The organism is Psychrobacter phenylpyruvicus DSM 7000 = NBRC 102152 (assembly GCF_000685805.1).
GTDB lineage: Bacteria > Pseudomonadota > Gammaproteobacteria > Pseudomonadales > Moraxellaceae > Psychrobacter > Psychrobacter phenylpyruvicus.
Genome location: NZ_JMKP01000006.1, coordinates 25,969 through 49,115, shown reverse-complemented (window position 1 = coordinate 49,115; position 23,147 = coordinate 25,969). Strand labels below are relative to the sequence as shown.

General features: G+C 43.3%; 18 protein-coding genes and 1 riboswitch. Of the genes, 8 read left to right on the top strand and 10 right to left on the bottom strand.

Features of this window, described 5'->3' with window-relative positions; genetic code table 11:
* Positions 1-135 precede the first annotated feature (135 nt).
* The 4 genes from G561_RS0103850 to G561_RS0103835 all read left to right on the top strand — a co-directional run bounded on the left by G561_RS0103850 (position 136) and on the right by G561_RS0103835 (position 5,718).
* Positions 136-825: a hypothetical protein gene (locus tag G561_RS0103850; protein WP_028858372.1), complete on the top strand. Its 690-nt coding sequence runs from the start codon at positions 136-138 to the stop codon at positions 823-825.
* 313 nt (positions 826-1,138) lie between these two features.
* Positions 1,139-1,618 (top strand): hypothetical protein, encoded by a 480-nt coding sequence (locus tag G561_RS0103845; protein ID WP_147286706.1) that lies wholly within the window; start codon positions 1,139-1,141, stop codon positions 1,616-1,618.
* Positions 1,615-4,659 carry a YjbH domain-containing protein gene (locus G561_RS0103840; protein ID WP_227674001.1) on the top strand — a complete coding sequence of 1,015 codons (3,045 nt, stop codon included), beginning with the start codon at positions 1,615-1,617 and terminating at the stop codon, positions 4,657-4,659. The genes G561_RS0103845 and G561_RS0103840 overlap by 4 nt, the downstream gene beginning before the upstream one ends.
* Positions 4,660-4,953: 294 nt before the next feature.
* Positions 4,954-5,718 (top strand): DpnI domain-containing protein, encoded by a 765-nt coding sequence (locus G561_RS0103835; RefSeq protein WP_028858369.1) that lies wholly within the window; start codon positions 4,954-4,956, stop codon positions 5,716-5,718.
* 250 nt (positions 5,719-5,968) lie between these two features.
* Here G561_RS0103835 and G561_RS0103830 read toward each other — a convergent pair whose 3' ends face one another.
* A complete protein-coding gene (locus G561_RS0103830) occupies positions 5,969-6,979 on the bottom strand; it encodes an aminotransferase class IV (protein WP_028858368.1) in 1,011 nt (336 codons plus the stop codon).
* A 63-nt stretch (positions 6,980-7,042) separates the two neighbouring features.
* Complete coding sequence (locus G561_RS0103825; protein WP_028858367.1) at positions 7,043-7,747, bottom strand: hypothetical protein; 705 nt, start codon at positions 7,745-7,747, stop codon at positions 7,043-7,045.
* A gap of 347 nt (positions 7,748-8,094) precedes the next feature.
* On the opposite strand from G561_RS0103825, the gene aroE reads away from it, so the two are divergent.
* Positions 8,095-8,928, top strand: coding sequence for a shikimate dehydrogenase (gene aroE / locus G561_RS0103820; RefSeq protein ID WP_028858366.1), 834 nt, complete (start codon positions 8,095-8,097; stop codon positions 8,926-8,928).
* A gap of 77 nt (positions 8,929-9,005) precedes the next feature.
* On the opposite strand, the gene G561_RS13900 is transcribed toward aroE, so the two are convergent.
* On the bottom strand, positions 9,006-10,100 hold the full coding sequence (locus tag G561_RS13900) for an FUSC family protein (protein WP_051584352.1): 1,095 nt from the start codon (positions 10,098-10,100) through the stop codon (positions 9,006-9,008).
* 542 nt (positions 10,101-10,642) lie between these two features.
* Here G561_RS13900 and G561_RS0103810 point away from each other — a divergent pair.
* On the top strand, positions 10,643-12,463 hold the full coding sequence (locus G561_RS0103810) for an acyl-CoA dehydrogenase C-terminal domain-containing protein (protein ID WP_028858365.1): 1,821 nt from the start codon (positions 10,643-10,645) through the stop codon (positions 12,461-12,463).
* Between the two features lie 124 nt (positions 12,464-12,587).
* On the opposite strand, the gene G561_RS0103805 is transcribed toward G561_RS0103810, so the two are convergent.
* The 4 genes from G561_RS0103805 to G561_RS0103790 all read right to left on the bottom strand — a co-directional run bounded on the left by G561_RS0103805 (position 12,588) and on the right by G561_RS0103790 (position 16,608).
* A complete protein-coding gene (locus G561_RS0103805; RefSeq protein WP_051584358.1) occupies positions 12,588-13,244 on the bottom strand; it encodes a YoaK family protein in 657 nt (218 codons plus the stop codon).
* Between the two features lie 258 nt (positions 13,245-13,502).
* Positions 13,503-15,395, bottom strand: coding sequence for an amidohydrolase (locus G561_RS0103800; protein WP_028858363.1), 1,893 nt, complete (start codon positions 15,393-15,395; stop codon positions 13,503-13,505).
* Between the two features lie 122 nt (positions 15,396-15,517).
* Positions 15,518-15,769: a DUF1427 family protein gene (locus G561_RS15705; RefSeq protein ID WP_028858362.1), complete on the bottom strand. Its 252-nt coding sequence runs from the start codon at positions 15,767-15,769 to the stop codon at positions 15,518-15,520.
* A gap of 149 nt (positions 15,770-15,918) precedes the next feature.
* On the bottom strand, positions 15,919-16,608 hold the full coding sequence (locus tag G561_RS0103790; protein WP_028858361.1) for a hydrolase: 690 nt from the start codon (positions 16,606-16,608) through the stop codon (positions 15,919-15,921).
* 626 nt (positions 16,609-17,234) lie between these two features.
* A riboswitch (TPP riboswitch) is annotated at positions 17,235-17,359 on the top strand.
* Positions 17,360-17,548: 189 nt separating this feature from the next.
* Between G561_RS0103790 and tenA the strand changes: the two genes are divergently transcribed.
* Positions 17,549-18,196, top strand: coding sequence for a thiaminase II (gene tenA, locus G561_RS0103785; protein WP_028858360.1), 648 nt, complete (start codon positions 17,549-17,551; stop codon positions 18,194-18,196).
* Positions 18,197-18,256: 60 nt separating this feature from the next.
* Positions 18,257-18,982, top strand: a complete 726-nt coding sequence (locus G561_RS0103780; RefSeq protein WP_320158241.1) for a class I SAM-dependent DNA methyltransferase — start codon at positions 18,257-18,259, stop codon at positions 18,980-18,982.
* 115 nt (positions 18,983-19,097) lie between these two features.
* Here G561_RS0103780 and G561_RS0103775 read toward each other — a convergent pair whose 3' ends face one another.
* The 3 genes from G561_RS0103775 to rapA form a co-directional block, all read right to left on the bottom strand.
* Positions 19,098-19,466: a 5-carboxymethyl-2-hydroxymuconate Delta-isomerase gene (locus G561_RS0103775; protein ID WP_028858358.1), complete on the bottom strand. Its 369-nt coding sequence runs from the start codon at positions 19,464-19,466 to the stop codon at positions 19,098-19,100.
* 70 nt (positions 19,467-19,536) lie between these two features.
* Complete coding sequence (gene ybaK / locus G561_RS0103770) at positions 19,537-20,004, bottom strand: Cys-tRNA(Pro) deacylase (protein ID WP_028858357.1); 468 nt, start codon at positions 20,002-20,004, stop codon at positions 19,537-19,539.
* Between the two features lie 131 nt (positions 20,005-20,135).
* Complete coding sequence (gene rapA / locus G561_RS0103765) at positions 20,136-23,018, bottom strand: RNA polymerase-associated protein RapA (RefSeq protein WP_028858356.1); 2,883 nt, start codon at positions 23,016-23,018, stop codon at positions 20,136-20,138.
* Between the last annotated feature and the right edge of the window lie 129 nt (positions 23,019-23,147).

The window sequence follows — 23,147 nt, the reverse complement described above, 5'->3', positions numbered from 1 at the left end:
GCGACCTTTTTGATTGCTCTCTAACCTTCATAATTATTAGAAAAAAAAGTGTAAAAACCATCTAAAAATGTTAATGTGAAAATTAAACAAAACTTAACTGTTTATTTCAAGAATTTTAACAAAAGGATTTTACCATTGAAAACACTAGTAGGCGTTGTCTCATTAATGACCTTAGGAGCATTAAGTTTTTCTGCTCAAGCAGGCATCCATCAGGACTCGCATGGCAATGTGGGTTATGATACTTTGCAAGAGTGTCAACAAGCTATAAATTCAGGAACAGCTAGATTTTATAAATCTAGCACCTTTAAAAAGCCTCTATTACATGACAATGAAGTGTCAGTATCAAAGGGATTACTGGGTAATTTAGCCCCACAATTTCAAAATGGTACTTGCGATATCGGTACAGGTCATCGCCAACGTCGTGATGGCGTTGCTAAAGCCATTCAAGGTAAATATATTCCTTACTCGCCAGAGATGATGATTAATCAATATCATGATGCTTCAGGTAGGATTGTTCGTGTCTCTATGCATCAGTGTGATAACTGGTTCAGTGGCGCATTCCCTAAAGGCATGCCTGTTGTTCCACCGCCGCAACCTGTTCCACAACCAGCACCGCAACCTCTACCAACCGTCCAGACACCTCCTCCTGTCGTACAACCTGTAACGCCACCTCCACCGGCTCCTACGCCAGCAGTGGTAGCATCTTCGGGTGGTATTCCTATATGGGCGCCAGTAGCCGCTGCCGCAGTAATTGGTATTGCGATTGCTGCAAGTGGTGATGATGATAATGATTCTGGCACTTCAGGTACCACGGGCACTAAATAAGTAGCCACTTATATCTGATGTACTCACCATCCTTATAACACCTTAATATGCCTTAAATTTGTAAGAATTTAAGGCATATTTTTCTGAAACATAAAGATGAGAAAAAATGCTAAAAATAAACAAGCCTATTTTTAGGCTATTAATCGTAACTAGTGCTTTTAGCTTATTTGGATGTACTGTTAAAACTGGCTGCTCAGAGAGCAGTACCAAATGTTTTAGTACTTCTAAAGGCGCCATTAAAGGCAATGTTGTCTTTAGCAACAATCCTGATAGGCCTCAACTTGATCCCAACTTTAATTACATTAGGTTAAATATGAACGGTCACATTGCCTGGTTGGCTCAGGGTGCCAGCGATCAATGGCCCAGTGTTAATACTGAAGTGTTTTATAGTGCAGATCGCTCTATTTTTAAATGGAGTAATGGCCGATTGATTGCGGTAACGACAGCAGAATATGACTGGCGTGAACATATCATTTATCCTTTAAATTGGTCAGCACAAAAGCCTCAACAATTCATGCGAGAGATTGATACAGTCGACGGCATTACAGCAGTTCGCGAACGACGTGAATTAAGCAGTAGTGGAGCACCTGAGCACCATAATTTTGTCGGTGATAAAACGACTTTAAACTGGATACATGAATACACCATATCAAAAAGCCCAACGATGCAAGCTCAGCCTACCTTCGATAGTTGGTTTGCGTTTGATTCGAATAACATGAATAAGCCAGTCTATGGTCAACAATGCATCTCAAAAAGATACTGTTTATCTTGGCAAGTATGGAAATCATCATGAAGCGTAAACTATGTGCCTCTCCTCATTTTAATTACAAATATTTAGTTCTAGCTTTATCTTCCTCCCTTTCTCTATCCATCAATGCCAATGCGCAAAATCAAACTCAGCCACTAACCACGACTTTATACGACTCACCTGAGGCTATGCAGCCAGCTGTTAGCACCTCTAATCATTCAAGCTCTAATCATTCAAGAATACTGACCTCTCCTACAAGCCAGCGAATGGGTGGCTGGCTCTCACAAGAGTTTAATAATGGTCAAAATAGTGGCCTTAAACCCAACTCTAAATCTGACTTTAAAACTGCCTATGAACCTTATTATGAACCTGCCATGGTCTGGCAATCGAGCGCTGAAGTAGCACCACAGCAGACACAGCAAAAGACCCTTATTGCCGATTTAGATCATCTTTTAAAAAGTAAATCTTCAATAAAAAACAACTTATTGCCCCTAAAACAGTGGTTGCAGTCCTTAGCAGCCACAGGACGTGTGGTGCTTCCTAAGCAGGACCCTCGCTATTTAGAAGCCAACCCAAGTATTGAACCTGTTTTACGTACTGGGGATACTGTCCTTCTCCATGCTAATCCAAACACAGTGACCGTATTATTCGATAACACACAAGCGTGCCGAGTCCTTTATGAAGCGGGTACAAAAGCCCACAACTATATCGATGAGTGCCTAACCACTGTAAACAAACAGATGCAAGCCGATGATGCTTATCTGATTTCACCAGATGGCACTATACAATACATTGCCTTAGCAAAGTGGAATGCTCAAACCCAGCTGCCCCCTATTTCCGGGTCGTGGCTATGGGTACCTGATGCTACCAATGGCTGGACAAAAGACTTGGCCCTAGACGTTGCTAAATTTATAGCCACTCAAGGCCAAGATTTGCCATTGCCATTTGGACAAAATGACAACCCTATTAGTCTTACAGTTAGCCAACCTGTAACGTCAAGAGACCTACCGATCAGCTCAAGCGACTGGGGTGTCGTTGGTTTATTACAAACCCCTACCGCAAGAATGCACGACCAAGGCACCTTAGTAACTCATATCTCTCACGTCGATCCCTATACTCAATACAATCTTCTTTTGCAGCCGTTTGATAGGCTTGAAACTACCGTACGCTATAGCAATATTGATGGGGTATCTTATGGTCCTGTCAGCCCCAATCAAGATTTAAAAGACAAGTCTTTAGATGTTAAATTGAAGCTATTAAAAGAGGACCGCTGGTTGCCTGAGCTGGCTGTTGGCTGGCGAGATATGGCAGGAACTAGCTTATTCGCTGGTGAGTACCTAGTTGCAAGCAAACGTTATGGTGACTTTGACTTTAGCTTGGGTATGGGTTGGGGCTATTTAGGCGCTCGAGGTAATATTGATAATCCTCTAGGCAATATTGATGACCGCTTCGATGAGCGAGTCGTGGATAAGGGAGGCGAAGGTGGAGAGTTGAGTGCGAAATCTTGGTTTACTGGCCCAACTTCATTATTTGGTGGAATACAATGGCATACCCCTTATGATCCACTTACACTCAAAATTGAGTATGATGGCAATGATTATCAGTCTGAGCCTTATTCTGATAAAAACCTCAATACTAAGGACTTTCCAGTCAATATTGGAGCGACCTGGCAAGATTTAGACCGTGGTATCGCTGTTAGCGCGGGCTATGAGCGTGGCGATACGCTCATGCTAGGCCTAACCTTGCAAGGAGATTTATCTAAGCTTGGTCGCGTTAAACCTAAGGCCTATCAAGTCAAGAATATAGAAAAGCTTCCAGCCACTCAATACTCTAATCTTAGCTATCGAATCAATTTAGGCCAAGGCGATTCTGACACTTATACCAATCCGGCCATAATCAATGCCTTCTCCCAAGCTACTGGATGGAAGGCCACAGACCTGTCAATCACTCAGGGCAATGTTATATTAAACGTTGAAGACTATGGTGGCGCCTTTATCAAGGAAAGACTGCAGCAAGGCATGGAAGTACTACGTCAAGTGTTGCCAGCGGACACTAATTTTATTCAAATACAAGTCTCTCGTTATGGAGAGCCTGTAGGTGTATTCAATATCGATCCAGACACGTGGTCTCAGCAGTATTTACAGCTTCCGCCTCCTTCACAGCGTATTGATCACCCACTGACCATTACCACAGCGGTACCTACCTATCCTGCTTTAAATACTCAAGTAGTGTCCCATACTGAATTGCCGAAAGGGTCTATTCGATTTACCCCCAGTTTGCAGCAAAGTATTGGGGGTCCTGACGGCTATCTATTTGGTATTTTTGCGAATGCAAATGTAGATTACAAACTTTGGACAGGCTCATGGGTAGATGGCACAGCACAAGTGCGTGTGGTAGACAACTACGATAATTACTCGTATGTCGCAGACAGTAATTTACCGCGGGTTAGAACCAATTTTGGGGAGTATATGACCACCTCCAGACTCCTCATGCCGAATCTTCAGTGGAACCAATTTAAATCCTTTGGTAATAACTTATATGGCTTGGCATACGCAGGATACCTCGACCCTATGTTTGCCGGTGTTGGCGCTGAAATTCTATATCGTAAGCCTAATCAGCCTTGGGCAGTAGGCGTCGATTTAAACCATGTGCGTCAACGTGATTTTGACCAGCATTTTGGCTTGCAAGATTATGAAGCCACTACGGGTAATATTAGTGTCTATTGGGACACCCCTTGGTATGATGTTGATATGAAGGTATCGGCCGGTCAGTATTTAGCAGGAGATAAAGGCGCCACATTAGATTTGTCTCGTCAGTTTAATAATGGCGTAAAAATGGGTGGCTGGATTACCAAGACTGATGTCTCCTCTGAAGAGTTTGGGGAAGGCAGTTTAGACAAAGGTATCTACGTCTCCATTCCATTAGACACTCTATTTAGTCACTGGTCTTCAAATTCAGCGACATTGGTATATCAGCCTTTAATTCGTGATGGTGGAGCGAAACTTCATCGAAAGAATGAGCTAATAGATTTAACCTCTCCACTAGACAAGTCAACATTGGATATCAAAAATCCTTTGGCTCACTAGTAGATGGTATCGCTGTAAATAACCTTATTTTGTATTTTTAAGCCATCGTCTAATTACGGTGGCTTTTTGATAAAAGACAGCTTATTGCTTTAATAGCTTTATAGCTTGACTGGTTTTTTAGCTTTAGCCCAACTGTCGAAATTCAAACGACCCATAGCCACTCACGAGATGAAAGTTTGCTAGAATTGCACATTGTATGCTTGGATATTCAATGGGGAAAGAGCATATAGGCTGTTTTTTATCTTATATTTTTAAGAGCAATTGATAGCGCTCAAACTAGTCTGAGGGTCAACTATGGATTTAAAGTTTAATATAAGTCTAGCCCAAGGTTATAAGTCGCCCAGTCAAATCATTCGAGTTCTCAGTGAAGACTGGGTGAGCCACAACGGATATTGCCCTAGATGTGGTCACAATCCTTTATCTGAGTTCAGTAACAACCAGCCTGTGGCTGATTTTTATTGTTCAAGATGTAATGAACAATATGAACTAAAAAGCAAAAAAGCCAAATTAAGTACCATAATTAATGACGGCGCATACAGCACTATGATTGAGCGTATCAACAGTAAAGACAATCCAAATTTCTTTTTTCTAACTTATTCGCCAGAATTTGCTGTCAATAACTTCTTAATTATTCCTAAGCACTTTTTCACCCCAGATATTATTATCAAACGCCCTCCTCTACCTAATACTGCAAGAAGATCTGGCTGGGTTGGCTGTAATATTAACCTCAATAAAATACCGAAGCTTGGCAAAGTTTTCTTAGTTAAAAATCAACAGCCTATCGCAATAAATCGTGTCACAGAGCAGTTTCATAAAAGTACATTTTTGCATGAGCGAAAAATAGCTAATCGAGGCTGGACCTTAGAGGTAATGCGCTGTGTGGATAAATTGCCTGAAAAATTTACACTAAGTGAAGTTTATTACTTTAGTGACCACCTTAAGTCTCTTTATCCAGAAAACCACAATATACAAGCAAAAATACGCCAACAATTACAAGTACTGCGTGATCATGGTCTGATTGAATTTCTGGGAAATGGTCATTATTGTAAGTTAGACTAACCTACTTGGATGGCTCAGTTCTTACAAAATGTTTTCAGAGTCAATGTGTTAGAAACTAATAATAACAAACTGCCCATTTTATATGGTTCAATAAGAATAAAATATTGACAGCAAAAAAACAGATATTATCAATTGAAATTATCGAAACCTTATTAAAAACAGTAAAGATAGAAGCAAGCGATGAGTAACAGGCTTTGAATAAAGCCCAAGAGATGTATAGATATGAGCAGGTTGTCTCAGGTAGTAACGATTATTTTAGTACAGAATTCTTAATAAAAGGCGCTAAAGATAACTGAAACCTTTCATCTTGAAACCACAACTGCTGAACAGGAACCACACCACGCACCGCATTACAAAAGAACATCGCCTCAAGTTGGCTTAAATCTTCATTGCGTAAGTAACGCAGCTTAGCAGGTGCGCCGAGCTTTGCTAGCTTATCAATAATAACCTGACGCATAACCCCGCGCACCCCAGATTGCTCAATTGGTGGCGTATACCAAACGTCAGAATCTGCATCCTGTCCATCAGTATTCAGCGCTGGCTTTAAACGATAAAAGAAGTTGCTCATCACCCCTTCCACCCAATTACCGCTCATGTCTGCAACCAACCCTTCAGCAAGCTCAGGATTATGCTGCTTATGACGCTGTAACTCACCGGCTATCATCACCCCGTCCAAACGATTTAAGCTTTTTAGACCCGCCAAAGGCTGAGGCAAGCTAGCAAGCTGTGACTGCAAACACTTAGCTATAATGGGCGGCTGCTGTAACACCTGCTGTCCTAACGACTGATCATTATCCAAGTCACCACTCAAAAACTGAGCTGTATGCTCGGCGAGCGTTGCTGTCTGCATCACCCCCAACCAAATTAAAGCCTCGTTATCCGCAGCCTGTGTTGAATAAGCATAGCCACGCAAACTTTGGGCAGGACGAGAAAGGATAACTTTAATCAGTCCCTCGCTGATAGTAGCGGCAAACTGATGTAGTTCATTCCAGAGTTGCCGCTCAACTGTAGGGGGAATCGTTAACTGCAAAGCTTGGCAATGACCCATGAGACGAGCTTTATGGTACGACTGCCAAAGCAGCTTGCCATTATGCACTCCCATAGTGCTAAAGAAGCCATCACCATAGGCTACCGCTCTTAGGTTAGGAGCGATAATATCATTATGCGAGGAGGAGGAAATTGCAGAGGAGGCAGGCACTGAGGGTGTGAGAGTATTCATGCCGGCATCACTGAGTTGATACCACGTCATGGCATGAGACATCACCCTCTCCTTAATAACTGATTAGTGGTTAATTTAACCTTTTGAGATGACCTTGACCAATGATTAGCCGTTTTTATTCATAATAATCATACAGCTATAAAATTCACACTTAGCCAGTTCAACCTTAGTATCATTGATGACTTTATTCTTGACGATTTTGCCAGATAGGATGCTTTGAACCAGGTCCTTGCCCTCATCTCCCATAAGACCAGTCATCACTTTATACACTTTTTTGGCGTGATCAATGCTCATTTTCTTTTCGCTATCTGAATCATTGGGATTGGCATAATACCAGCCAAGCTCCAGATAATCTTGCGAGTCGATGATATCGAGATAAGGCTCATCGCCTTTCATAAAACGGTACTTCACCGCCATATTGCTGGCATAATCTAGACTTTTTTCATCAGTGACTGTGACTTTACCAAACTGTTTCTTTAAGGCATCTACATCCTCTAAGCTCAAATTCTGATTATTGGACGCTTTCCAGTTTTGTACGTCGTAGCTAACCGGCTTGCCTTCAGGCTTCTGGCTAACGTTTGACTCCACACGGCTGTCTGCCTCATGACTGGCCACAGCATCATTCTTAGACAGGGCTTGTTGCTTTGAAGCTTCCGTCTCTGAAGAAGCATCAACTGGAGTCACGGTTTCGTCGGCCTTGCTACACCCTGTCAATAACAAACAGGTAGCTAATCCTATGGCACTTAGCTTTGAGAGCGTTAAGCCGCTAGTAAATAGTTGGCTAGAGTTTTTGGACTTGCTGAATATCATTCACGCACACCTTTTTACTTATTTTTTGGACCGTTACCCACCTCGGTAACTCTTCAGTGAAGACTTCACAATAAAGCCCTCACTCTCTGTAAAAATGAATGTCTAGTTTATCCAAATCGCCACGCATTGCATAGTGGAAAAAGGATGAAGCTCAACACAAACCTTACAGACGGCTCACCCAAACATAGTGGGTTTGTTATACTCATCTTTTTATACTAAATTATAGCTAACAAACAGCGAAAAGCAGCTGCTTAAGTCCACTCTATTTCAACTGAGCTTTAATATCAACCTATGCTCACAAATCCACTTTGTCCTAATACGACAGCTAAAAAAATATAGAGTATTTTATGAGTCAATCTAGCCCTCAGCACTTTATCGTTATCGGCAATCCAATTGCGCACAGCAAATCTCCTGAGATTCATCAGCAGTTTGCCAAACAGGCCCAGTTACAAATTCGTTATAACCGTCAGTACTGCCCCGATGATGCCGCCAGTTTTATCGCAGTAGTAGAAGCTTTTTTTAATGGTGGTGGTGTCGGTGCTAATGTCACTGTCCCCTTTAAACAAGTAGCATACCAGTTATGTGCAGAACGTGGGCAGCTTTCGGCGCACGCTGAAGTGGCAGGGGCAGTAAACACCCTTATGCTAAAGGAAGGTAAGATCTATGGCGATAACACCGATGGTCAAGGGCTGGTCAATCATCTACTTAGTCTAGGCTGGCCCCTTAAAGGCGCTAAAGTTGCAATATTAGGCGCTGGCGGAGCATCACGCGGAGTGGCTCTGCCGCTTATTGAAGCGGGTATTAAACAGCTGACCATTGCCAATCGTACTGTGAGCAAGGCCCAAACTCTGGTTCAGCAACTGCGTACCGCCAGCCCAGTTATTGAGGCTATTGATCCTGATTACTGCGCTTTAGAGCAGTTAGAGGGTGATTTTGACATCATTATCAATGCCACCTCAATCGGCTTATCAGGGGATATGCTACCTCTAAAAGACAGCTTAAATTGCCATTATGCTTACGATATGATGTATGGCCGTGAGCTGCCGTTTTTGACTCATTTTTCTGATAAAGGAGCTAAAGTTTCACCAGGCTATGGCATGCTCATCGGACAAGCGGCATTAAGCTTTAAGCTGTGGACTGGCGCTAGCGTTGACCTTAATGCGTTAAGTGAGGCTCAATAACGACTGATAAATAAAGTTAATGAGCAATCACTGTGCAAATAACAGTGGTTTTAACATGAGGCTACTCACCCTAAGTGCTACTGCTTAGGGCTAAACACCTTAGTCTCTAAGGTCATTAATGGCTTTCTTAACCCCGTAGAGTGCATAACTACTCCGCCAAGCAAAGCAATCAAACAGCCTAATAAGGTATCTAAGAATCTGGCCTGCACAATTCCGTCGTAGGCCGCTGCAGCACCCGCCGATAGCGCTGAATGCCCTCTTCCATATTCAGCAATAAAGATGGTTAACGGCGTGACCATCACCACCGCCAATGCATAGTGGCGGGTAATAATGCTTTCTATCCAGACAAACATCATAAATATGGCGATTGCCACCCCGATGTCTGATAAAGGCAGTGACAATAAGAACCAAGCCACAAATACCCCAATGCCGGTGCCCAAAATCCTATGCAGCTGCTTAATCCACATCGTACGCAGCTGCATCCCTTGCATAATAACGTAGCAGCTAACAGGCACCCAATAAGGGTAAGGCATGTCCAACCATAGCGCCACCTCTAGTGACAGCACCACAAAGGCACTAACAATTAAGCTCTCTGTGACCATGCCCAACTGATAGCCATAGCCAGGATCCACACGCTCTGCTGGCGGTCTTACTATCCATAAATTATAAAAAAGTGACACTACCCAAGCATAAATAGCCCCTGCGGCGACAATACCAATTTTAGATAACATCTCCGACCATTGTACTGGCATAAAAATGGCCAAAACCGATGCCATCATAATAAACATACCTCCAGGCGGAGGCAGACGTAGATAGCGTCCCATTAGTACCATTGAAAAGGCCATAAAGATAAATAGTGGCACTCGAAAATCTGGCAGATTATGTGCCATAAGGCCTAAGCTAAAGCTACCAACCATAATAATGCCAATAAAAAACAACAAGGTCTGACGCTGGCGCACATTACCTGTCCGCGGTTGATTCAGAAATATCATGGCACCCAACGAAGCCAATATTCCTACTGGTAGCAGGTCAAATAAAGCCCCAATAAAAATAGTAGAAGCAATAGTAAAGGCAGCTACCACTCCCACATATAAAGGTCTAATCTTCGGTTTAAATTTAAATAAATGATCCGCCTCTTCTTTAGCAAGCTGTTTTAAACGCTGTATTATCATAAAAGAGAATTACTCACAGGGTGTTTTTTAAGAAAATCTACGCTCTGCCCAGCTTTACTTTGGACAGGCTAATATTTAATGGCCAGCTAGGCTTTTGGCCTAAATAAGTCGATTGGTCGGCGCCAAAAAGTCTTATGCTGACATTTCGATAACAGGAGTACAACACTACTACTGATTTAAGTTAATAATATAAGGCAATACTAAGTTGTAATGACTGTCTAAAGCACTGACTAAGCATTGCAACTATTAGCCCATCATAAAAAATATTGGCTCATCATAAAGCAAACCATACTCAGCAACAGGGAGGTTTATCAAAATTAGGTTCATGCAATATTGTACCTAACCACCGACACCATCATGACTGGTTTTTTTGGATAAAAACAAACTTATTTCTATGTGACACGTATTCACTGATGAATAATAGTTATTAATAATAGGTTTTTGTATGGATTGGGCTTATACTAAAATTGATGATAATACTGACATTATCATGGATAGATAATGTTTCACTGCAACACATTAAATATGAAAGAGATTAAATTATGCTAAGTTATAAAGCCCCACTTCGTGATATGAAGTTCTTATTAAATGACGTTTTTGATTACCAAACGCATTTTAAGGATTTAAGCAATGGCGAAAATGCCGATCCAGAAACGGTAGATATGATTCTACAAGGTATGGCTGACTTTGCTGAAAACGTCCTGTCGCCACTATACCAGCCTGCAGATGAAGAAGGCTGTCACTTCAAAGATGGCGTTGTGACTACTCCTAAAGGCTTTAAAGAAGCTTACGACCAGTTCGTAGAAGGCGGCTGGCAAGGTATTTCGTACCCAGAAGAGTACGGTGGTATGAATTTACCAATGTCATTAAACCTTATCAAGTCTGAAATGATTGGTACTGCTAACTGGCCATGGGCAATGTACCCAGGTCTAACTACTGGCTGTATCAACACCTTAATGCAGTACGGTACAGAAGAGCAAAAAGACACCTATCTTCCTAAATTAGTAGAGGGTACTTGGTCAGGTACTATGTGTCTAACTGAGCCACAAGCAGGTACTGACTTAGGTCAAGTAAAAACCAGAGCAGTGCCACAAGAAGACGGTACTTATAAGCTAAACGGTACTAAAATCTTCATCTCTAGTGGTGAGCATGACCTAACTGACAACATTATTCACATCGTTCTAGCGCGTCTTCCAAATGCCCCTGAAGGTACTCGTGGTATTTCACTATTTATCGTACCTAAGTTCAATATTAACGAAGAAGGTGAAGCAGGTGAGCGCAACGGCGTAAGCTGTGGTTCAATTGAGCACAAAATGGGTATCGCCTCATCAGCCACTTGTGTCCTAAACTTTGACGACGCAACTGGTTACCTAATTGGTGAACCACATCGTGGTCTAAAAGCGATGTTCACCTTCATGAACACTGCCCGTATCGGTACTGGTATCCAAGGTCTTGCTCACTGTGAGCTTGCTTTCCAAAACGCCCTACCCTATGCCAAAGAGCGTCGTTCAATGCGTACTCTTTCAGGTGTAAAAGAGCCTGAAAAAGTAGCAGATGCTATCATCAACCACGCTGATGTACGTCGCATGCTATTAACCATGAAGTCGTTCGCTGAGGGCGGCCGTTCAATGATTTATCATGCTGCGCGCTATGCAGACAAGATGGCTCAAGGTATCGCAGAGGGCAATGACGAAGAGTTTGAAAAGTGGGATGACAAGCTAGGTTTCTATACCCCAATTCTAAAAGGCTTCTTAACTGAGCTGGGTATTGAAGCGGCCAAAGAAGGCCAGCAAGTTTATGGTGGTCATGGTTATATCAAAGAGTGGGGCATGGAGCTGATCGCTCGTGATGCTCGTATTGCTACTCTTTATGAGGGAACCACTGGCGTACAGGCTCTTGACCTTTTAGGCCGTAAAGTTATCTTACAATCAAAAGGTAAGATCATCCGTAATTACACTTCAGGTATCATGAAGTGGTGTGGTGACTACGCTTTAGACAAAAACATGCGTAAATTCGTTTGGGCATTAACTAAGCTATGTGCTGAGTGGAACACCCTAACTGTACGTCTAATGCTAAGCGCTCGTAAAGACCGTGAAATCATCTCTGCAGCTTCTGTAGATTACTTAATGTACTCAGGCTACGTGATGATGGCTTACCACTGGGCACGTATGGCTGCAGTAGCTTATGACAAGCTAGAAAACGGTGGTACTGAAGCGCCAGAATTCTACAAAGCTAAGATTCAGACTGCTGAATTCTACTTTGATAAGATTTTACCACGCACTTCAGGTCACGCTGAAAGCATGGTAGCTCCAAGCTCGTCTATGACCGACATGGACATTGAACACTTTGCTTTCTTAGACTAATCTACCTGCTATTTAGTATTTAGCGCCTAGATTATCAAAAGACCGCTCTATTTAAATAGAGCGGTCTTTTTATTTGTATGGTTTTTGAGCTTAATAAGTAGGCTAAATTACAGAAAGCTAGGTACTAGGTACGGGTAGCTTGCCTTAAAGTTTGCTCATCTCTAGTAGCAATAGCCGCCATCAGCACTGGAAGGATAAATGGCCCAATCGCCCATAAGCCAATCTGTATATACAGCAAAGCCCCGATAAGAGCGCCTACTGCAAAGCTTGCCACAATGGTGAAGCTGTGCTTTAAGCTGACAAAATTACAATTATTACGATCAAATATATAGTCTGATAAATCAATACCTAACTGTGTGGTGTTACCGGTCATTAGTAAGGTCGAACTCATTTTGCCCATAACCGTCTTGCTCGCTGTATTACGAATGGCAAAAGCAATCAAACCCAAAAATCCAGTGAAAGCTATTTCTAAAGTACCCGGTTGATCAAATGGGCCAAAGTAGATTGCCGATAAAAAGAAAGCCAGCAAAAAAGCCACCTCAGCAAATAACAAGTCACTTAATATTAGTTTATTAGCTTTGCGCTTTTCGATAACCCGTTTGGTGACGATTACCGTCAATATAAATACTGGCACAGCGCCAAGCTTAATCCATAGCCCGCTCCCCCCTTGCACTATTCCAGCACCGGCCATTACCAAGTTTCCGGTCACATGGTTGGTAAAGAAACCAAATAGGCCAACAAAACCTATGGTATCAATGGCCCCACCTACTACAGTTAACATTACTGGTATCTTATATTGCTGCCAGAAAGTGACCTGCTGTGAGGAATTAGGCTTACCCTCTACAGTTTGCTCATTGTTTTGAGTCTTATTCGCACACATGGTCGTACCTTATTATTTTCGATTTTATTTTTTGAATTCTTACCGCACCAAAAGCGCCACTATAACTACAAAATCCCGCTGAAAATGAATTTCATCGGGATTTTGAGCAGCTTATAGTTGTAAGCTTAGTGCGCTATATTGCTGGTTTAAACCTCGTTATTAAACCGCCCAGCAAGAGCAGCCAAAAGCACCAAAGAAGTCTTTTAGATTCGACACTGGTGCATTAGACTTCCAAGCTTTAGCGTGGTTGTGCCCATGTATGCTACAAGCACTAGAGCAGCCACAAGAGGCCGCCATAGCAGCATGATTTTGCATTGGTGCTAAAGAGTTTTTACCCGCCCCCTCTGGATCTGCCCAAGCCGCATAGCCCCCATATTTGTTCACTGGTGACCAATCAGGCATTGCCGGAGGAATAGGACTGTCATAATCTGAGAACTCGCCTGCCCCAAATACAGGCTTACCACCCACCACAGTTAAATCCGAGGTTAAAAATGGAATCTCATTTTCTGCGACGTTAAAGAAGTCTTTATTGGGTACAATAAAGTCGGCTAGATGCCCCTCTTCAATACGGCCACGCTGTCCCTCTTCATTAGTAAACCAAGCTACTTTTTCAGTCCACATACGTAGGGCGGTCTCGCGGTCTAATAGGTTGTCTTGATCATAAAGCTGCATACCACCAACGGTTTGACCACTGATTAACCAGGATAGTGATACCCAAGGGTTGTATGAGGCAACACGGGTAGCGTCAGTACCAGCAGATACGTTAACCCCGCTGTCTAGCATTTGCTTAACCGGCGGTGTATTTGAGGCAGCTGCTGTGCCATAACGCTCTGCGAAATATTCTCCTTGATAAGCCATACGGTGCTGTACCGCAATACCACCACCTAGCTCAGCAATACGGTCGATCGACTTCTGTGAGATGGTTTCTGCGTGGTCAAAGAACCAGTTTAAGCCCTCAAAAGGAATCTCTTTATTTACCTTTTCAAAAACATTCAATGCGCGCTCAATGGTTTCATCATAAGTGGCATGTAAGCGCCATGGCCATTTGTTTTGGGCCAAAATACGCACCACCTCTTCAAGATCTTCCTCCATATTAGCTGGCATCTCAGGGCGAGGCTGACGGAAGTCTTCGAAGTCAGCAGCAGAATAAACCAACATCTCCCCTGCCCCGTTGTGGCGGAAGTAGTCATCACCTTGCTTGTAAGTGACCGAAGAGGTCCAATTTAGGAAGTCCTCTTTTTCCTCTTTGGGCTTTTGGGTAAATAAGTTATAAGCCATACGCACCGTTAACTGACCCTCATCATGCAGCTTCTGTACCACTTCATAGTCGTCAGGGAAGTTCTGTGAGCCGCCACCAGCGTCAATAATACCGGTAACCCCTAAGCGGTTTAGCTCACGCATAAAGTGGCGTGTAGAGTTCAATTGATACTCAAAGGGCAGCTTAGGGCCTTTGGCTAGGGTGGCATAAAGAATCGATGCATTTGGTTTTGCGAGTAGTAAGCCTGTTGGATTGCCTTTGGCATCACGTTGTATTTCGCCCCCTGGAGGCTCTGGCGTGTCTTTGGTGTATCCCACAGCACGTAGCGCGGCTGCGTTAAGCAGGGCACGGTCATATAGGTGTAGGATAAATACTGGTGTGTCAGGGGCAACGGCATTAATTTCATCAATGGTTGGTAAACGCTTTTCAACAAATTGATTTTCGGTAAAACCGCCCACCACACGCACCCACTGCGGAGCTGGGGTTTTAGCGACTTGATCTTTTAGCATCGCCATTGCGTCCGCTAACGAGCGTACACCGTCCCAGCGTAATTCCATATTGTAGTTTAGACCCCCGCGGATAACGTGCGTATGGTTGTCAAACAAGCCAGGCAATACACTGCGGCCTTTTAGGTTAATGGACTTAGTGTTGCTGCCTGCTAAGTCAAGAACTTCAGAGTCTGTACCGACTTTTATAAAGCGGCCCTCTTTAATGGCCACAGCTGATGCAGTGGGGTTCGCACGATCAAGCGTGGTTATCTTACCGTTATAATAAATAATATCTGGATGTGTCATAGTATTATCCTATCGAAATTAGCAGAAACAGCCTTTTTGGTAATCAGCCTTACAGTTTGGGGTCATATATACAGCAGCTTGTAGTCATATATTCAGCATAAAACTGTATTTATTTGTAGTACTTAGCCATTACCTATCTCTGCTGAGGATTGAGCTGTTTTTGATGCCTCAGTACTTTGAATCTGAGCTGAATTGGCTTGATCTGACGGATTAAATAGATACTGCTTAGCAACAGGAATAAGCTGCTCACCCATTAACATACCCAATAACCCAACTAGCGCCCATGTTGGGGGTGCAGGCGAACGAACATTGACCAGACTATAAAGCACACCTACTACAATTCCGACAATCAATGAAGCAATATAAATTCTCATAATTTATACCTTTTACTCGGATGATATAAAAAAAGGATTAACCAAGTAGAGAGAGCACCTGCAGTAGCAACATCTCACACTCGATTAATCCTTCTTATAGCCCGTTCACTTGGGCCTTAACCAGTTAAATCATTAGCCTGATGCAGGGACTATTTAGCTGGGTTAGGACCAATTAATTCACCGTGCTCTACACGCTCAGGAGCGCCGTGAACCATAGTGTAAGCATAGTCAACACCCATACCATAAGCACCTGAGTGTTCTCTTACGATGTCCATTACTGCGTCATAAGTGTCTTTTTTCGCCCAGTCACGTTGCCACTCAAGAAGCACTTGTTGCCAAGTCACAGGGATAACGCCCACTTGTATCATGCGGTCCATAGCATATTTATGAGCTTCAGCTGAAGTACCACCAGAAGCGTCAGCTACCATATAAATTTCATAGTCAGTATCTTGTAGGCAAGATAGAGCGAATGATAAGTTACATACCTCAGTCCATAGACCAGAAACAACAATTTTTTTGCGGCCATTTTTAGCGTTTTCAGCTAATGCATCACGAACGTTTTGGTCATCCCAAGAGTTCATTGAAGTACGCTCAAGGATTTTGTTTTCTGGGAAAACGGCTAGAAGCTCTGGATAAGTGTTGCCTGAGAAGCTTTTGGTCTCAACAGTGGTAATAGTAGTTGGAATGTTGAAAACCTTAGCGGCTTTAGCCAAACCAGTTACGTTGTTTTTTAATACTTGACGATCAATTGACTGTACGCCAAATGCCATTTGTGGCTGTTGATCGATAAAGATTATTTGAGAGTTTTCAGGAGTTAAAAGCTGTAATTTGTTAGACATTTTGTTTTCCTTGATTAGGTTTGCCCTGTAGCACCGATTGTGAATTCTCAAACTTTCGCCCGCTGGCTAAATTTAAAAACTCACTTTTAATTGTATAGTTAAACTTAAGTAATATGTTCGCTTAATTACTAAGGCCTAACAATATTATATTCTCAGTCAGTTTCTAGCTCAATAGCTAAAATTCCCAAATTACAGTTTTCGTACATTATTAACCTTAGTTAACATTCGGCACTTATTTGTTTTAAATTACTAAAAAATAAAGGGCTGGTTATGCAGTTTTACAATTAAGGAGAGTTTCTATAATTAAATGGATTAATATAAAAAAAGCTCCCCTATTTCAGAGGAGCTTATCGACCAGTTTGTCGGCTTTTAATGGTTTTGACTAACTGTGAGTTCATAACCACTTCAGTCCAATGACAACTGGTACTACAGCATTGTTTCAGGGCTACTCTCCGCTTATGTTTGGTATCCTATCTTGGCTTATCGATGATAAAACCTAGCCTGCCTTGCATTAATGCCATCCGTTGTCCTATGATAGTGAGTAGCAGCGGATAAAGCCTTATTGTAGGGACAGCAAATTAGTCTCGATAATGACTTTATCCCAGTGCCTTTATCTTATTATCCCAATGACCTTGTCGGGGTGCTATTGCTAATGATTTGATTATTCATATCAAGCACTTAGCCTTAGCTGAGAGACACCCGAGAACCTGATGCAGTTAATACTGACGTAGGAAACAAGCGTGATCTTAGTGAACTCACTTCCAAAAATACACTTAATCCATTAAGGCCTAGCCCTTTAATGGCATTTTAGTGCTGTTCAATATAATTCTGTGCTTCGTCTCCCAGTAGTCAATCCAAACGGTCATCAGGTTTTCAAAGACACGGCTAAATTTTTGGTCATGTGGCGGTTAATGACCTATCTTTGACAAAAGTGAACCTTATGGACTTTCAAACACTACGCGATAACTGTCCAACTTGGCAGAATTACATCCATCATGAGTTTGTCAATCAGTTGGCAACAGGAAGATTACCCAAACAAAGCTTTCAGCACTATCTAAAGCAAGATTACCTCTATCTGCTGCACTACACCCGAGTAATGGCGCTGAGTGTTTATAAGAGTGACACTTTGGCTCAAATGCGGGTGGGACAAGCTGGTATCAATGCCATGCTTGATCTAGAAATAGGTATGTACTTAGAGTTTTGTCAACAATGGGACATCTCCATTGAAGAAGTCGAAAACACCACAGAATCTGCAGCGACCATTGCCTACACCCGCTACTTATTAGATGCCGCCATGTCTGGCTCTTTGGTTGAGCTATATGCAGCCATTGCCCCTTGTCTAATGGGTTATGGGGAGATTGGCCAGCGCCTTAAAGCGGAGGGATTCGTTGACAATAACCCTTATCAGCCTTGGATTGACGTCTTCGCTAGCGAGGAGTTCCAAGAAGTGACTGCCCAAAATGAAGCCTTTATCAATCAATTATTTGCTGACGTCAGTCCGGCTCAGCAGCCAAAATTACAGAAGCTATTTAACACAGCCTCTCGTATGGAGGTTAACTTTTGGCAAATGGCTTTAGATTTGTCCTAATTACTGCACAAGTCTTAATTACCGCACAAGCCGTTAACTTAAACGTTCGACGAATAACTAATCCACATAAATAAGGAGAAAATCATGGCCGTATTTGATGAACATGCCAACGCATACGACAGTTGGTTTATGGACAATGAGAATTTACTACTCAGTGAACTAAAATTAGTGGCTCACTTTTTGGACAAAGACAGTACTATTTTGTCCGTGGGCTGCGGCAGCGGACTGTTTGAAATGCTACTGGCAAAAGACTACGACATCCATATCAAGCACGGTATTGAGCCTTCAAAAGACATGGCGCAAATCGCTGAGAAACGCGGACTAACTGTGGACATTAATACCGCAGAAGAGGCTGAGATTGAACCTAATAAATTCGATATTATTATGTTCAACGGCAGTGTCAGCTATATTAGCGACCTAGCCCTGTGTATCAACAAAGCTCATGAAGCCCTAAAGCCGGGTGGTAAGCTGATCCTTATTGATGTGCCAAAAGAAAGCGGCTTTGCCAGCTTGTACAACTTAGCCAGCGCAGTTGATACTTGGGATCATAAGCTATTGGCTCACATCTCACCCAAAGACCCATATCCTATTGAGCTGGTGCGCACTGCAAACTGGCGCACCTCTGATGAGAAAATTGAGCTGATGCAAGAGGCTGGATTCACTAATTTTGAATACGCACAAACCTTACTGACCCACCCTATGTTTGCCAATGACAAGGTGCAAGAGGTTATTGAGGGTTATGACCGCGGTGATTATGTGGCTATTTGTGCTCAAAAGAAAGCCTAATAAGCGTTGCTATTGCTGAGAGCTTCGATTAAAGCGTAATCCTCACTATTAAAAATAAAGCCCCATACAGCAATCTGTATGGGGCTTTATGCAAATAATCTATCACTGACACTGACTATATCTTCTGCTTTTTATAAGCCGCTGTCAGCTCAACAACTTCGACACAGTACTGTACCGATACTCGCTCTGATTGCTGCTCTACTAGCTCTTGCTTTAAGCAGGCATGCAGCTTCTCAGCCAAGTCATCTCGAATCTGTTGACTACGCCCCGGCATCAGCCTTAATTGGATATAAACGAACCCTTCAGCCTGCTGCTCATCCTCTACCCCGACCAAGAATGTTTCTAACTTCACAAATCTGGCCTTAATCGCTTGCGGTGAGCCAAAGTGGCCCGTTTCCCATAGGGTGCTATTTAGCTTTTTTAATAAACTGTCAGGCTCTTTGATAGTGACATTGGGCGTGGCTTGAACGATAACGTGTGGCATAGTTTTACTCTATATTGGTCTATATTGGTATTAAAGTTAATGGTAAAAATCTGGGTGAGTTTAATCAATATTAATCAACAATAGCAGCAAATTTGGCATTGAGGCTATTTGCCAATTGCTGCGGTGGCAACTCAATCTCAAGCCCTCGTCTGCCTCCGCTAACATGCATGGTCGTTAACGATTGGGCAGAGTCGTGAATGATTGTGGGCAATCGCTTCTTTTGACCCAAAGGACTTACCCCTCCCAGCACATAGCCACTGCTACGCTCAACCAGCTTAGGATCGGCCATGTGTACTTTTTTGCAGCCCAAAGCTTTGGCCACTTTTTTGAAGTTTAGCGTATCAATAACCGGTAAAACCGCAACCGCAAGTTTATTGGCATCGGTTTCTACCACTAACGTTTTGAAAACCTGTTCAGCAGGCAGACCTAGCTTATCAGCGGCTTCTAGACCATAAGACTCGGCACTAGGGTCGTGCTCATATTCATGGATTTGATAATCTAGTTTTAATTTTTTGGCTAAATTAATGGCTGGAGTCATAAACCTTTGCCTCAATAAAATCAGTTGTTAATCAGTTTAGAGTACCGCATATACCAAAAAACTAAAAGCCCCCCTTAATGATTAAGGAGGGCTTTTTTAGGCCTAAAAAGTCAAGATTATTGGCTAGCCACTTAAGGCTTAATTGCTACTAAAACCCGGATACTATCAGGCACCAATGATAAGTTAGTCAACGCCTGCTCCCCTTGGGCTTTTAGTGATTGTAGACGTTCAATCTCTTCATCACGCACGTTGGGGTTCACTTGTTGTAATTGTTTTAGGCGGCTAATTTCACGCTCCCAAACCTGACTAAATCGCGCCAATGCTTGAGCACTAATGCCCTCTAGCTTACTTTGTGCAATGGCTTCAGCGTCATAGTAACGTGACTCAATCACTTTATTACGCACCTTAACTACCTGACGCGAACGGTTTTTATCCAAACGCTCAATGTGCGGCATAATCATATCGGCGGTAATGCGATCAGATAGGTCACCGCCCTGCTCTCCTAAGAACACTCGTAGATTTTGGGTTGGTAAAGTAGCGCCTAAATTCAGAACTTTTGGAGCAATGGTAGTCACCCTAAAGTTCACCTCCAGTAGCAGCATGCCCTCCGGAACGGTGTTACTCTTCAACATGGCAACTGTGGTGTTACCAAAAGTGCCCGAGTTGGCCATATCATAAATGGCCAGCATTAGTGGGTGCTCATGAGTAATAAAATCCATGTCTTCACGCACTAAGGCTTGGCTACGTTTGAAAGTTAAGGTCATGCCGTCTTCAGAGATTGGCAGATTGTCGACATCGGTATGCTGGCTGTTTTCGGCTTCTGGCGGATGAATAACCCAAGAGCCATCACGCTGTACACTATGATCCAAATTCACTGAAGAGAAGAAGCGATCTAAGAAAGAGGGCAATAAATTATTGGCATCAAAATCGCTCATAGCGTCTGCAATGCGGTTGGCAACGCGTGGACGACAAGAGTTGTACTCAAGTAGACGGTCACGGCCCGACTGCAACTCCGCCTCTAACTCTTGACGAACGCTCGCTGCCTCATCAATTAGATCACCTAAAGCTTGACGGTTTTCTTCGCTATCATCACCCTCAAGTAAAGGTTTTAGATCGATAATGAACTGCTCTTGTACCGTTTGTGCGGTCGGTGAAATCTGATTGAAGATATTAAGCGCAGAATCATACCAGCGGTACATACGCTCTTGAGCAGTGCCCTGAACGTAAGGCACGTGTAGAGTAATTTTTCGGGTTTGACCGATACGATCCAAGCGACCAATACGCTGCTCTAAAGTATCTGGGTTAGCCGGTAAGTCCCACAGCACTAAATGACTAGCAAACTGGAAGTTACGACCTTCTGAGCCAATCTCTGAACACAGTAGAATTTGGGCACCAGCTTCATCAGCGAAGAAGGCCGCCGCTTGGTCACGCTCAAGCAGACTCATCTGCTCCGTGAAGATAGCGGTCTTAATGCCGGCATGTAGACGTAACACCGCCTCTAAACTCTCAACTGTAGCCCCACTACGGGCGATAAGCAGAACTTTTTCTTGCTTTAACTCTTCTTTTAATAGCTTAATTAACCACGGCACACGAGGGTCATCCTCTAACCAGCTGCCATCGGGTTGATTCTCCTCTCCCCACAGCTGCTCGCGTAATTTGCCACAGGTCTGGTAGCTGCCTATCCAGCTTTCAGGGCAAGGCAGAGGGTGTGGACGACTGGTACGACCATGGAAACCTTGCACGCTATCACGGGTGTTGCGGAACAGCACTCGGCCAGTACCATGACGGTCTAACAACTGATTTAGGGCATAAGTACGTAATTTATCGTCCTCATTAATGGAAGCCAACTCTTCAGGATCGCTAAAGCCTAATAAATGAGTCAGGGCTTTAATTTGACCCTCACTCAAAGGCTTTTTATCCATTAATACTTCGGCTACTGCTGCGGTGTCAGAGAACGCTGCCTGACCCTCAATAAAGTCATCTAAGTCATCGAAGCGGTCTGAATCAAGCAGACGCAGGCGAGCAAAGTGGCTCTCTACCCCCAACTGCTCTGGGGTAGCGGTTAATAACAACACGCCTGGAGTTTCATGAGCGAAGTCTGCCACCAGCTCATATTTATCATTACCGCCTTGCTCTGGGTCCCAATGTAAGTGATGCGCCTCATCCACCACCAATAAGTCAAAGCCGGCTTCAAGCGCTTGCTCATATAAATCATGATGGTCTAGCAATAAGTCTATGCTGGCGATGATACACTGCTCAGTGGCAAACACGTTTTGATCCGGATTATGCTCTTTAATAGCCGCCGTACGCACTAGATCAAATAGAGCGAAATTTAGGTTGAAGCGGCGACGCATCTCGACCATCCACTGATACTGCAAGCTGTCAGGGACCAAGATCAATACCCGCTGTGCTTTGCCAGTAAGTAGCTGCTGATGGATAATCAGACCCGCCTCAATGGTTTTACCCAAGCCCACTTCATCGGCCAATAGAACGCGAGGTGCGATACGTTTACCCACTTCATGAGCAATATAAAGCTGATGCGGAATAATATCGACACGGGCTCCCATCAAGCCTTTTAAAGGGTGCCCCGCTAAGGCCGACTGCATACGCAAGATATCTTGACGCAGCTCGTACCAATCGCCACGCTCCACTCGCCCTGCCAATAGACGCTCTAATGGTTTCGCCAAAGTAATATTGGCAGCCAAGCGGGTCTCCATGATGCCACGCGGGTGCCCTTCCACATGATATTTGACTACGCCCATCACCTCTTCAAGCCCAGTAACTATGTGCGTGTTACCCTCTTGGTCGGTAATCTCATCACCCACCTTAAACGTTACTCGAGATAAAGGCGCCGAGTTCTTGGCATAGACCCGGGTCTCTTCGCTTTGAGCAAATAAGATATGCACACAGCGGTCATCAACATCTATAACCACGCCCAGGCCAAGCTCAGCTTCGGTATCAGATAAATAACGTTGACCAACGGCGAATTCGGGGATTAAAGCAGCTATTGTCATAAATCAGTCAGTTCTTATATTAAAATGTGGGGTTTCGCTTGATAATCAATCACAAGCAACAGCAAATAAACCGCTGTCAATTGGTGCTTATTATAAAGGATTATTAGCCCTATCTACGTTAATGAGGTC